Consider the following 12930-nt stretch of genomic DNA (forward strand, 5'->3'; position numbering starts at 1 on the left):
CAGATGCTCCTGTTGCTCTTGCTGCTCATCGTGCTTGCCGTTGTCTTCGTTGGACTCGTGTACGTGTCGTACAGGCATCCCGCACTCGCCACGCCCTTGCTGGTGGCCATCGGAGGCGTAGGGCTCCTGATGGTGGTGATCGGCTTCGTGATCGCCCAGTTGTAACGGGGCGCTGGCTCCAGACGTCGTCGTCACGGTGGAGCACCACGTTGGTCGCGGCCCGTTCATCGGAGCCGCGACCAACGTCGCCGTCAGGCCACTGCCAAGCTCCGGCTTCGGTCTCACTCGTAGCTCATTTGCCACCTGGGCTTGAGGCCGTCCCACTCCTAAGATCCTCCAGAGATGTAGATGACTTGGTTGACTGGGGGACGAGTTGGGCATCGGCGAGCAACTTGTGACCGTCGCCGCTGTGTTGCTCGGTGCGTTGACGACGCATCTGACCAACTATGTGATGGAGCGGAGCCGGCACCGGCGGGAGCTGTTGACGCGGTGGGACGACCGGAAGCTCGATGCTTATGCGGGCTACATCGACACGATGAGGACCTGCATCTTTGTGGCTGTGCAGTTGTACGAGCACAAGGAAGGCCTGCGTGAGAGCGGCAAGACAGAGAGCGAGATGCTCGCCGAGCAGTCTGAAGCCGGACGTCTCCGCGGTCGGGCCTTTGAACAGATCATGCTGCTCGGCGGAGACGAGGTGGTTGAGGCCGCGCACGAGTTGAACGTGGTGGCCCTTGCCGTCGACTGGCAGGCGAGCGGGAAGACTACGGGCACCTTGGAGGACTGGCGCGAACGAAATCGTGCCGTCTTCAGGGAGATCAACCAGTTCCACGAGGCCGCTCGGGTGGACCTTGGAGTACAGGGGAAGGTCACCGGCGAGAACCACCCAGAGCGGGACCTCTTGCTGCCGGCCGCTCGCAGGGATGGGGGACAGGCAGGCGGCTAACGCCCGTATCTCGTCCGGCTGTCTCCCTGGTGTCCCCGCCTCCAGTCCTCAGATTTACCCACGGAGTGGTGTTCGTGCTGATTAGCGGTGTGCGGGATGTGACTGTTGGTTCTCTTGTTGAGAATCGTGAATGGGGGCCGCCCGTCAGAGAGAGGTGCTTCTTCGGCTTTTGCCCGGTCGCACTGTTTCTCGCCCGGAGATCGTTGTGAACAGCGTGCGCCTCTCAGCTCGCCCTTCTCTGGGACAGGTGCGGGCTGAACTACTCCACGTTTCGCGGGCCGGGGCGGCTCTCAGTTACAACTTTCTCTACGTGATTCAAGGCGGCTCGCTCCGCTCCCCGCGCGCGGACCGGCCTCCGCCCGGGCCTGCGCCTCAGTCTCCGCCCCGCTCCAGCCCGGTCGGCACCCTTGCGGCACACAGCAGTCAGCCGCCTGAGGCCAGAGAATGGGTACATCGTGGCTGGGGCGGTGGGCTTCGCGATTTTAGCCAGCCAATTTGGCGCGAGCCTCGAAGGTTATGACCCCAACGCCGTGTTTTAGCGGGCAGGTCAACAGACTGCCCGACGTGCAGCAAGCTTACGGGGCCATGATCACTCGCGCCAAAGCAGCTCCAGGGCAAAATCGCTCTGTCAACCTACAGCATGTGCCGCTATACGCACCTGGTTACCTCACCAAACGGACTCGGTCTGAGGCTGTGTCACGGGGCTGATATGTACCACGCCGGAGGCAAGAGCAGCCCTCGCGGCAGAGGCTGCCCCGCATCTGGCACCAGACCACTTGGTGCAGTGCCCGTGGCGTGATGCTCAGGATCAGACCCACAGAAGTCCACTACACCCCCGCTGAAGAACGTTCTACCGAAAGACATTCTGTTGCCGAAGTGGGCGCAGCTGAAGTTGACTGCGGACCCGCTGAAATGTGCGTCGCCGAAGACTATATTCCCACCCATGAAGGCGGTACCACGAAAGTCGACTATGCCGTCGTTGAAATGAGTATGAAGGAAGAGGAAGAGGCATTCGGTGAAGCGACTCTCACGGAAGAGGGGAGGGCCACTGTCATAGAAGCTGGGGTCGCCGAATCTGACAGCCGTGCCGGCGAAACGGGTTTCCGTAAAAGACACTTCGCAATCCCTGAAGCGTACATTGCGGAAGTTGACGACGCCTCCGTTGAGGTGAGCGTCGTCAAATCTGAAGAGCCCTCTGTCAACAAGCGTATTGTCGAATTCTACAGCGCTTCCAGAGAAGTGGGCCCCCGAGAAGGAGACCACGCTACTGATGCGGGCACCCCGGAAGCTGACCTTTCCTCCTGCGAAGCGGGCTTCACTAAAGTCGAGCATGCCTCCTACGAAGCGAGCTCCACCGAAGTCCACTAGGCCGTCGCCGGAAAAGTTCGCTTTGGTGAAGTCACCGCCATCGAAGATTCCGTCGGTGAAATCGAAGTCATGTCCCTGCCAGGTGTGGGGGTGATTGGTGCAGAGGCGGAGATGGTCGCGAATAAGTCGGATGATCGTATGCCGTACTTGCCGCAGCGCCAGATACTCATGGCGGGCTGCTGGATCGTTGTTTGGTGCATCGGAATTAACCGTGTAGGGGAGGCGAAGGTAGGCGCACAGAACATCGATGCAGGTCTGACGTAGCTCGCGTGAAGGCGCGTCATCTGCAAGGCCGGCTAGGGCGTGGACGCCGCCTAGGCGCACGGCGGGCGAAGAATCGCCGAGATGAGAGACGGCAGCGGTGAAACGTTCGGTGTGCAGGCGAATGGCTTCACGGAGAGCACCCTCATTTTCGCGCAAAGCTGCTTCTTCGTCGATGCGCTGTCTACGGTAAGCCACCACTAGAGCGACAAGACCACCGGCTCCAGCAACCACTCCGAAGGAGAGTTTTACCAGATCGAAAAGAGTCTGCGAGGTGATCGTGTGTTCCGGCTTGAGACCATGGACGTCCAGTAGGCCCCATCCGGCAGTGAATACTGAACTCGCCACCACGAGCGCCACAGTGAACGAGACGACGAGAACCGTGGTGATGGGCCAGAGGGGTAAATTGCGCCCTTTGCTCTGGTTCCTAAATGGATTCGAGATCACGCGACGTAGAACCCCTAACGAAGTGATCTTTGGATGGTTGAATTGTTTCGGGCCTGTAATCTGTGGGCGCGGGATGGTGCAGTCGAAGTCGCGGAATGAGGACTACGAGCTATAGGCGGGTGATACACTTAAGGGCTGTCCCGTAATCCTTGGCGGGCGCGCGACGACTGCTACGGCACCTCGCCGCGTTGTCGGAACGTCCTCATACGCCCAGTATGGGGACGTCCCTCCGCCTTGTGATGCACCGCATCTGACGCCGCGCGCTGACCCACCAGCGATTACGGGACAGCCCTTAGGCCCCTGAAGATCGCTAGCAGCCGCTCACTCCCTCTCAGTTTCGTCTCGTTCACCGTCGTCTGGCCGTGTCCGCGACCGTACTCGCTTGCGGTCGCTCTACGTGGAGGCACCGCCAGCTCAGCAGTTGCTGCGGTGGGCAGGACCGGTATCAGCGCGACAGTGACAACACCTCTTCATGTGCTTTGTACAGCAGCGAAGTACTGCAACCACAGCGACCGACCATGGCCGACAACCACGCTGAGAGACCGAACGGCAGCCTCTATGAACCCTGTTGGCCGATCTCGCTAGAGCTACGGATCAGAAGGTTGCAGGTTCGAATCCTGCCGAGTGCACAGCAGATCAGAAGGCCCCCGGAGAAATCCGGGGGCCTTCTGCGTTGCACGGACGGGGCGTGGGCGCGGGACGTGGGCCGGGGAGTCGTATGGGTGGGCCGCCGTGCGGGAGTTGGTGGGGGTCGGCGGGCGGTGTCTCAGGCGGGGCGGGCCGTTGTGCGGGGGCGCTCGGGGACATGGGGGACCGCGACTACCTGGTATTCGTCCTCGTAGACGACCTTGCCGGGGTCCGTCGAGCGGATCATGTGGCACTCGACGCCGTGGGCCGTGAGGATCTCCAGGTAGCCGTCCACGCGGCCGATCAGTTCCGCGGCCGGGGCCGAGGTCTTGAACCAGGCGACCGCGCCCGGGTGGAGTTCCGGGTCGTAGACGTGCGGGTCGACGGTGGAGGGGTCGGGGTAGTTGGCGTCGTACCAGTCGTTGCCGGCCCGCCAGAAGCTCCACTGCTCGTCGGTCAGGACGCCCTGCCGGGCCAGGCCGTTGGCCAGGGCGAAAACGCCGGGGAAGTGGCCGCGTGGGTCGCGGACCGTGCCCTGGAACCGTACGTACGTCATCTCCACCGACAGCCCCCTGCCCCTCGCGCCTCGTCGACGACCGTGCCGTCCGGCCGTGCCTGTCATCCTGTGCGGTATGAGGTGGAAGTGCCAGGGCCTTCGCTGGAGCGAGGGGGTGCCCGCGCTCGGGTGGCGGCGGGGCGGGGAGGGCGACCGGCGGGAGAGCGTGCTGGGGTACGGGCGTGACCTGGGGTTTTGTTCTGTCGGGACGCGTACGTGTGTCGGGGCGCGGGGGAATGTGTGTCCCCTCGGGGCGGTGATCGCCGGGCGCGGTACGGGCGGGCAGTGCGCCGAGTGCGCGCGGCTGGACCGGGCGCACTCCGTGGCCGCCGACACCATCGCCGATGATCCGCGCACGTACCGCGTCTATCTCGCGTGGTTCGGGCCCGGGATGGTGAAGGTCGGGATCACCGCGGAGGAGCGTGGACCCGCGCGCCTTCTGGAGCAGGGGGCGGTCGCGTTCAGCTGGCTGGGGCGCGGGCCGCTGATGGCCGCGCGGCGGACCGAGGAACTGCTGCGCAGGGCACTGGGGGTGCCGGACCGTATCCCGTACGCGCGGAAGCGGGAGGTACGGGCCGCGCTGCCGGTCCTGGCGGAGCGGGAGGCCGAGATCGAGCGGCTGTACGTACGGGCGGTGGCGCTGGAAGGGTGGCCGCAGTCGCTGGAGCGGATGGCGTTCGCGGCTGTCGACCATGCCGGGGCCTTCGGCCTGGACGGGCTGGCGCCGGCCACCGGCGTGGTGGTGGAGCTGGTGGACGGCGGGTGCGTCGCGGGGCGGCTGGTCGCGGCAGCCGGGCCCGATCTGCATCTCGCCACGGCGGACGGCGGGGTGATCGTCCTGGACACCCGGCTGATGAGCGGGTGGGAGCTGACCGCGGCGGCGGGCGGCGGTACGGGTGAGGGCGCGAGCGGCGGCGGGGTCGTGCGCGGTGGCGGGATCGTGCGCGGCGGCGGAGGTGCGGGCGCGGTCACGGTGCCCGTCAGGGATGTGCACGGCGGCGGTGTGCAGGACGGGCTCTTCTGAAAGGAAAGTGGGCCGGTATGGAAGATATGGAAGATATGGATGGGATGGCCGGTATAGGCGGTCACCAGGACGAGATCGAAGCCGTACGGCGGTTCCGGGAGCGGACAGGACTCCCGGGCCTCGTCGATGTCCATACGCACTTCATGCCGGAGCGGGTCCTCAGGAAGGTCTGGGCCTACTTCGACTCCGCCGGTCCGCTCATCGGGCGGGAGTGGCCCATCTCGTACCGGCGGGAGGAGGCCGAACGCGTCGCCTTGCTGCGCGCGTTCGGCGTGCGGGCGTACACCTCGATGCTCTATCCGCACAAGCCGGGGATGGCGGAGTGGCTGAACGGCTGGGCCGCCGGGTTCGCGGCGCGTACGCCGGACTGTCTGCGGACGGCCACGCTCTTCCCGGAGGACGGCGTCGAGGCGTACGTACGTGAGGCCGTCGAGGGCGACGCGGAGGCCGGCGGCGCCCGGATCTTCAAGTCGCATCTCCAGGTGGGCGCGTACGACCCGAACGACGAGCGGCTCGACCGGGTCTGGGGGCTGCTCGCCGAGGCCGCCGTCCCGGTGGTGATGCACTGCGGCTCCGGCCCCGCGCCCGGCAAGTACACCGGGCCCGAGCCGGTGGGGCGGCTGCTGGCGCGCCATCCCCGGCTGCGGCTGATCGTCGCGCATCTCGGGATGCCGGAGTACGTGGACTTCCTGGATCTCGCCGCGCGGTACGCGGAGGTCAGGCTCGACACCACCATGGCGTTCACGGACTTCAGCGAGGACTTCGCGCCGTTCCCCGGAGAGGCGAGGGCGCGGCTGGCGGATCTGGGGGACCGAATCCTGCTGGGGACGGACTTCCCGAACATCCCCTATCCGTACGTCCACCAGCTGGAGGCGCTGGAGCGGCTCGGCCTGGGGGACGAGTGGCTGCGCGCGGTCTGTTACGGGAACGGGGCCCGGCTCTTCGGGATCGTCGACGCCTAGGGCCGTCGACGCCTAGGGCCGCCTGGGCCGTCAGGGCCGTCGGGACCGTCAGGACCGGAAACCGGGGGACCCGGACGGCGGCCCCTCGGCCATCGCCCGCAGCCGTTTCTGCCACTTCTGCCGTTTCTCAGGGATTTCACAGGAAGCGGAAAGACCAATCTCAGAGGCCGTCCCCAGGGTGAACAGCATGACCATCACCTCGCCCCGGGGGCGCACCGAAATGCTCAGGCCGGACGGGAGCCCCGTCCGCGTGCTTGTCGTCGACGACGAGACCTCGCTCACCGAGCTGCTGTCCATGGCCCTGCGGTACGAGGGCTGGGAGGTGCGCAGCGCCGGTGACGGCGGGGGCGCCGTGCGTTCGGCGCGGGAGTTCCGGCCCGACGCGGTCGTACTGGACGTGATGCTGCCCGACATGGACGGGCTGGCGGTCCTGGGGCGGCTGCGCCGCGAACTGCCGCAGGTGCCCGTGCTCTTCCTCACCGCGAAGGACTCCGTGGAGGACCGGATCGCCGGGCTGACCGCGGGCGGTGACGACTATGTCACCAAGCCGTTCAGCCTGGAGGAGGTCGTGGCGCGGCTGCGCGGGCTGATCCGGCGGTCCGGCGCGGCGGCCGTGCGCAGTGAGTCGCTGCTGGTCGTCGGGGATCTGACGCTCGACGAGGACAGCCATGACGTCACCCGCGACGGGCAGTCCATCCATCTGACCGCGACCGAGTTCGAGCTGCTGCGCTATCTGATGCGTAATCCGCGCCGGGTGCTGAGCAAGGCGCAGATCCTGGACCGGGTGTGGTCGTACGACTTCGGCGGCCAGGCCAATGTCGTCGAGCTGTACATCTCCTATCTGCGGCGGAAGATCGACGCGGGGCGGGCGCCGATGATCCACACCCGGCGCGGCGCCGGGTATCTGATCAAGCCCGGTGAGCCCGGTGACGCCCCGCGATGAAAGGGCGCCTGCGGGGGGCGACGAAGCGGCGCTGGTCCTTGCGGAACCGGCTCGTCGTGTCGGCGGTCACGCTGATCGCGATCGTCGGGACGGTGATCGGGGCGGTCACGACGATCGCGTACCGCTCCTATCTGTACGACCAGTTGGACACGCAGGTGCAGGCCATCGCCAAGCGGGCCTCGGGACCGCCGCCGGGAAAGGCGGCGAACAACGCCGAGAACAGGCTGGGGGACGGCGCGAGGAGCGGTACGGGCAGCGGCGCGGGCAGCGGGTCAGCGAACGGGGCAGGGGACGGTACGGGCAGCGGCGCGGGGGACGGTATGGGCGAGGGCGAGCGGCTGCCCGACATCGCCCCCGAGAGCAAGGACCCGATGAAGATCGTCACGGGCGGCGGCGCGCCCGTGGGTACGGTCGGTGTCGAGCTGTTGGCCGACGGCTCCCTCGGCCGGGGGCTGATGAGCGCCTTGCAGGAGAACGAGAACACCTGGCCGCCGATCACGGAGACGCCGCTCAGCGAAGCGCAGAAGGCGGCCATCGCGGCCGTACCGCGGGACGACGCGGCCCACACCGTCACGCTGCCGGAGGGCGCCGACTACCGGGTGCGGTACGTCGACGGCGTCAACGGGACCTACCTCGTCGGCATACCGGCCGCCGAAGTGCAGGAGAGTCTCAACACCCTGGTGCTCGTGGAGATCTGTGTCACCGTCGCCGCGCTGATCGCCGCCGGTATCGCGGGCAGTGCGCTCGTCGGCGTCGCGCTGCGACCGCTCAGGCGCGTGGCGACGACCGCCACCCGGGTCTCCGAACTGCCGTTGCACAGCGGTGAGGTGGCCCCGCTCGTACGGGTCCCCGACGCCGAGGCGGATCCACGCACCGAGGTCGGGCAGGTCGGTGCGGCGCTCAACCGGATGCTGGGGCATGTCGGTTCCGCACTCGCGGCCCGGCAGGAGAGCGAGACGCGGGTACGGCAGTTCGTCGCCGACGCCGGCCATGAGCTGCGGACACCGCTCGCCTCCATCCGTGGGTACGCCGAGCTGACCCGGCGCGGGCGCGAGGAGACCGGCCCCGACACCCGGCGCGCGCTCGGGCGTATCGAGGCCGAGGCGGAACGGATGACCGGCCTGGTCGAGGACCTGCTGCTGCTGGCGCGGCTCGACGCCGGACGCCCGCTCTCGTACGAGAGCACTGATCTCTCCCCTCTGGTCGTGGACGCGGTGAGCGATGCTCATGCCGCCGGGCAGGACCATCACTGGCGCCTTGAACTGCCCGAGCCGGACGAGCCCTGCGCCGCGGTGTACGGCGACGCCTCCCGTCTCCACCAGGTGCTCGTCAATCTCCTCGCCAACGCCCGTACGCACACCCCGCCCGGCACCACCGTCACCGCACGCGTCCGCAGAAGCGACGACGGGTGCTGGGGCGACGAGCCGTGGGGCGGGCCGTGGGACATCTGGGCGGCCGGCGGATCCTCCGTCGTCCTCGAAGTGCAGGACGACGGCCCCGGCATCCCGCCCGGGTTGCTGCCGCATGTCTTCGAGCGTTTCGCGCGCGGTGACGCGTCACGCTCCCGCGCGGCCGGCTCCACCGGTCTCGGCCTGGCGATCGTCCAGGCGGTCGTCACCGCGCACGGCGGGACCGTCGCCGTACAGAGCGTCCCCGGCCGGACGGTGTTCTCCGTACGCCTGCCCGCCGGCCCGCCCACGCAGGGGCAATCCGCCCTGTCGCAGGGGCAGGCCGGCCTCTCGCACGGGCAGGCTGTCCTTCCCCACGGGCAGGCTGTCCTCCCGCACGGGCGGACCGCCCTTTCGCGCGGGCAGACCCACCCCTCGCAGGGGCAGCATCAGCCCCAGCGGCGTCCGTCGGGACCCGGTGGTGACTCACAGACGGGGCACAGCTTCACCACACTGCCGTGACAGCGCGCCTGGCGAATGTCGAGTCATGCGAACCGACACTTCATGGGGCACACTCCCGGCCCGGGAGCATCTCCCGGTCGAGGTGACCGATGCCCCCGTACTGGACGTGACGATCCCCGTCTACAACGAGGAGCAGGACCTCGAACCATGTGTGCGGCGCCTGCACGAACACCTGGCCCGCACCTTCCCGTACAGCTTTCGCATCACGATCGCCGACAACGCCAGTACCGACCGGACTCCGCGGGTCGCGGCCCGACTCGACACCGAGATCCCGGAGGTACGGGCGTACCGCCTGGAGCAGAAGGGCCGGGGCAGGGCGCTCCGTACGGTGTGGTCCCACTCCGACGCACCCGTCCTCGCCTATATGGACGTGGACCTGTCCACGGATCTCAACGCACTCCTTCCGCTCGTGGCGCCGCTGATCTCGGGCCACTCCGATCTGGCGATCGGGTCGCGGCTGTCCCGTTCGTCACGGGTCGTACGCGGCCCCAAGCGCGAGTTCATCTCGCGGGCCTACAACCTCATCCTCAAGTCCTCTCTCTCCGCGCGCTTCAGCGACGCGCAGTGCGGGTTCAAGGCCATACGGCGTGACGTCGCCCAGCGGCTGCTGCCGATGGTCGAGGACACCGGGTGGTTCTTCGACACAGAGATGCTCGTGCTCGCCGAACGCGCCGGACTGCGGATCCATGAAGTCCCGGTGGACTGGATCGACGACCCCGACAGCACGGTGCATATCGTCAGGACCGCGACCGAGGATCTCAAGGGCGTCTGGCGGGTGGGGCGGGCACTCGCGGTGGGCGCGCTGCCTCTGGACCGGCTGGCCAGGCCATTCGGGGATGACCCGAGAGACCGCCGGATCGGTGGGGTGCCCGGCGGACTCGCCCGGCAACTGGTCGGCTTCTGCTTCGTGGGCGCCCTGTCCACGCTCTTCTATCTTCTGCTCTATTCCGTCTTCCGGGCAACGGCGAGTCCACAACTCGCCAACGCGATCGCCCTGCTCGTCTCCGCGATCGCCAATACCGCCGCCAACCGGAGGCTCACCTTCGGAGTACGAGGCCGGGAGCGCGCCGTACGTCACCAGGCCCAGGGCCTGGTCGTCTTCGCCATCGGACTCGCCCTGACCAGCGGTTCACTGGCGGCCCTGGACACGGCCACGGGCACCCCCTCCCACTCCACCGAGCTGGCCGTGCTGATCGCCGCCAACCTCGCCGCGACGGTGCTGCGCTTCCTCCTCCTGCGCGCCTGGGTCTTCCCCGAGCGCCGTACGGACGATCTCCCGCCCCGCGAGCCCGCTACTGCCTCCGACTTCCTCTCCGCTAGGGCCTCCGCGCCCGTACCCGCTCCCGCATCCGCTCCCGTCCCCGCTCCCGTCTCCGCTGTTTCCGACACCGCCGACCTCGACTCAAGGACCGCATGATGACCATGACCCTTCAGCCCGACGGGCCTCCGGCGGCGGCGCGCCATCAGCGCCATCGCGCCGCCGGCCGCGCCCTCCGCTTCTGGCGGGGCAGGGCCGAAGACGCCAGTTGGGTACGCCCGGCCCTGCTCGCCATCCTGCTGGTCGCCGGACTGCTCCAGTTGTGGCATCTGAGCGATTCCGGTTACGCCAACTCCTTCTATTCCGCAGCCGTTCAGGCGGGCAGCGAGAGCTGGAAGGCGTTCTTCTTCGGCTCCTCCGACGCGGGGAACTCCATCACTGTCGACAAGCCCCCGGCCGCGCTCTGGCCGATGGCTCTGTCCGTACGGCTCTTCGGGCTCGGATCCTGGCAGATCCTGGTGCCCGAGGTACTGATGGGGCTCGGGACGACAGCGGTGCTGTACGCCGCCGTACGCCGCCGCTTCAGCGCCGTCGCCGGACTGACGGCGGCCGTGGTGCTGGCGCTGACGCCCGTCGCCGTGATGATGTTCCGCTTCAACAACCCGGACGCGCTGCTCGCACTGCTGATGACCACCGCCGTCTACTGCGTGCTGCGCGCGCTGGAGGCCGGACGGACCACGTGGCTGGTGTGGGCGGGCATCGCGATCGGCTTCGCGTTCCTGACCAAGACGCTCCAGGGGTTTCTGATCCTGCCGGCGCTGGCGCTGGTGTACGCGGTGTGCGCGCCCACGTCCGTACGGCGCCGGTTCGGCCAGCTCGCGCTGGCCGGTCTCGCGCTCGTCGTCGCCGGCGGCTGGTGGGTCGCGATCGTGGAGCTGTGGCCCGCGTCCTCACGCCCGTACGTCGGCGGCTCCCAGACGAACTCCTTCCTTGAACTGACCTTCGGCTACAACGGCCTCGGCCGGATCAACGGCGAGGAGACCGGCAGCGTCGGCGGAGGAGGCGGCGGCGGAGGCGGTCGCAGCGGCGCGACCGGAATCGGCCGGATGTTCAGCGAGTCCATCGGCGGGCAGATCTCCTGGCTGCTCCCCGCCGCGCTGCTGCTGCTCGTCGTCGGACTCGTGGTGACCCGGCGGAGCGCGCGTACGGACACGGCCCGCGCGGCGTTTCTGGTGTGGGGCGGCTCGCTGCTGGTGACCCTGGCGGTCTTCAGCTTCATGGCCGGGATCTTCCACGAGTACTACACCGTGGCACTGGCGCCGTACGTCGCGGCCGTCATCGGCATGGGCGTTACCGTGCTGTGGGAGGAGCGCGCCGGGGTCGTGGCGTCGGCGACGCTGGCGCTCGCGGCGGCGGGTACGGCGGTATGGGCGTACGTACTGCTGGGCCGGACTCCGGACTACGTGCCGTGGCTGCGCTGGGCGGTGCTGGTCGGCGGTCTGCTGGCCGCGGTGGCGCTGCTCGTCACGAGCAGGCTGGGCCGGCCGCTGGCGCTCGCGGCGGCGGGTCTGGCGGTCGCGGCCTCGCTCGCCGGACCGCTCGCGTACACGCTGACCACGGTCAACACCGCGTACCGGGGCTCGATCATCACGGCGGGACCGGCCGTCGCGCGGGGTGGCGGAGGCTTCGGCGGTGGCGGCGGGCCTCGTTTCGCCGGTGGTGCCGGTGGTGCCGGTGGCGCCGCCGAGGCCGGGATGGTGCTTCCCGGTCAGCAGGCAGCGGGCCAGGCCCAGGGGCAAGGCCAGGGCCAGGCACAGGGGCAGGGGCAGCGCCAGGGACAGGCCCAGGGCCAAGGGCAGGGGCTGGGCCAGGGACAGACCCCGGCCGCGGGCGGCCGTCCCCAGCTGCCTCCGAACGGCGCGCTCCCCGAGGGCGGTCAGGGCGGTCAGGGCGGTATGGGCGGCAGGGGCGGCGGAGGTGGCGGAGGCGGCATGGGCGGCCTCCTCAACGGCCAGACCGTCAGCTCCGAGGCCGAGGCCGCGCTCAAGAAGGACGCCTCCGACTACACCTGGGTCGCCGCGACCATCGGCTCCCAGAACGCGGCCAGCTATCAACTCGCCACCGAGAAGCCGGTTATGGCGATCGGCGGGTTCAACGGCAGCGATCCGTCCCCGACGCTCGAACAGTTCAAGCAGTACGTCGCGGACGGGAAGATCCACTACTTCCTGTCGAGCGGCGAGGGCGAGGGCGGCGCCCCCCGCGGCGGTGGCAGTGGAAGCGGCGGCGGAGCTGAGGGCGCGGGCGGGGGCGGTGGCGGCCGGGGCGGCGGCTTCGGCGGTTCCAACTCCGGGATCTCCAGCTGGGTGGAGTCCACCTTCAAGAAGGTCACCGTGGACGGCGCGACCCTCTACGACCTGACCCAGGAGGTCTGACAGGTCTGACGGGTCTGAGAGGTCTGACAGGTCTGACAGGTCTGTCGGGCCTCCTGGCCGACGAGGCACTCAGCCGGGCGGCAGCCGACGGCCGGTCGGCAGCCGACTGGTCGGCCAGCACCCGACTGGCGGAAAAAGAAGCTATACGGCGTAAGGGATTCTTGTACGGTGTACAGCGACCGTTCCTGTACACCGTACA

The 12930-nt window shown here is 68.4% G+C and carries 9 protein-coding genes; 7 read left to right on the forward strand and 2 right to left on the reverse strand.

Going from position 1 to position 12930, the window contains the following annotated elements; genetic code table 11:
- Positions 1-373: 373 nt before the first annotated feature.
- Positions 374-943 (forward strand): hypothetical protein, encoded by a 570-nt coding sequence (locus tag ACIOGX_RS14290; RefSeq protein WP_384769350.1) that lies wholly within the window; start codon positions 374-376, stop codon positions 941-943.
- A 696-nt stretch (positions 944-1639) separates the two neighbouring features.
- On the opposite strand, the gene ACIOGX_RS14295 is transcribed toward ACIOGX_RS14290, so the two are convergent.
- On the reverse strand, positions 1640-3019 hold the full coding sequence (locus ACIOGX_RS14295) for a pentapeptide repeat-containing protein (RefSeq protein ID WP_401913029.1): 1380 nt from the start codon (positions 3017-3019) through the stop codon (positions 1640-1642).
- 766 nt (positions 3020-3785) lie between these two features.
- On the reverse strand, positions 3786-4202 hold the full coding sequence (locus ACIOGX_RS14300; protein WP_356509422.1) for a hypothetical protein: 417 nt from the start codon (positions 4200-4202) through the stop codon (positions 3786-3788).
- Between the two features lie 76 nt (positions 4203-4278).
- On the opposite strand from ACIOGX_RS14300, the gene ACIOGX_RS14305 reads away from it, so the two are divergent.
- The 6 genes from ACIOGX_RS14305 to ACIOGX_RS14330 all read left to right on the forward strand — a co-directional run bounded on the left by ACIOGX_RS14305 (position 4279) and on the right by ACIOGX_RS14330 (position 12731).
- The gene (locus tag ACIOGX_RS14305; protein ID WP_401913421.1) at positions 4279-5226 is read left to right on the forward strand and encodes a DUF2797 domain-containing protein; all 948 of its coding nucleotides are present in this window, start codon (positions 4279-4281) and stop codon (positions 5224-5226) included.
- A gap of 26 nt (positions 5227-5252) precedes the next feature.
- Positions 5253-6188, forward strand: coding sequence for an amidohydrolase family protein (locus tag ACIOGX_RS14310; RefSeq protein WP_401913032.1), 936 nt, complete (start codon positions 5253-5255; stop codon positions 6186-6188).
- Between the two features lie 187 nt (positions 6189-6375).
- Positions 6376-7131, forward strand: a complete 756-nt coding sequence (locus ACIOGX_RS14315) for a response regulator transcription factor (protein ID WP_356509119.1) — start codon at positions 6376-6378, stop codon at positions 7129-7131.
- Entirely contained in the window at positions 7128-9041 is a 1914-nt protein-coding gene (locus ACIOGX_RS14320) for an ATP-binding protein (RefSeq protein WP_401913035.1), read from the forward strand. Before ACIOGX_RS14315 ends, ACIOGX_RS14320 begins: the two co-directional genes overlap by 4 nt.
- Before the next feature lie 25 nt (positions 9042-9066).
- Entirely contained in the window at positions 9067-10458 is a 1392-nt protein-coding gene (locus ACIOGX_RS14325) for a glycosyltransferase (protein ID WP_401913038.1), read from the forward strand.
- A complete protein-coding gene (locus ACIOGX_RS14330; RefSeq protein WP_401913041.1) occupies positions 10458-12731 on the forward strand; it encodes an ArnT family glycosyltransferase in 2274 nt (757 codons plus the stop codon). The genes ACIOGX_RS14325 and ACIOGX_RS14330 overlap by 1 nt, the downstream gene beginning before the upstream one ends.
- Positions 12732-12930: the final 199 nt, after the last annotated feature.

Origin of the sequence: Streptomyces sp. NPDC088147 (assembly GCF_044741565.1) — a bacterium.
Lineage (GTDB): Bacteria > Actinomycetota > Actinomycetes > Streptomycetales > Streptomycetaceae > Streptomyces.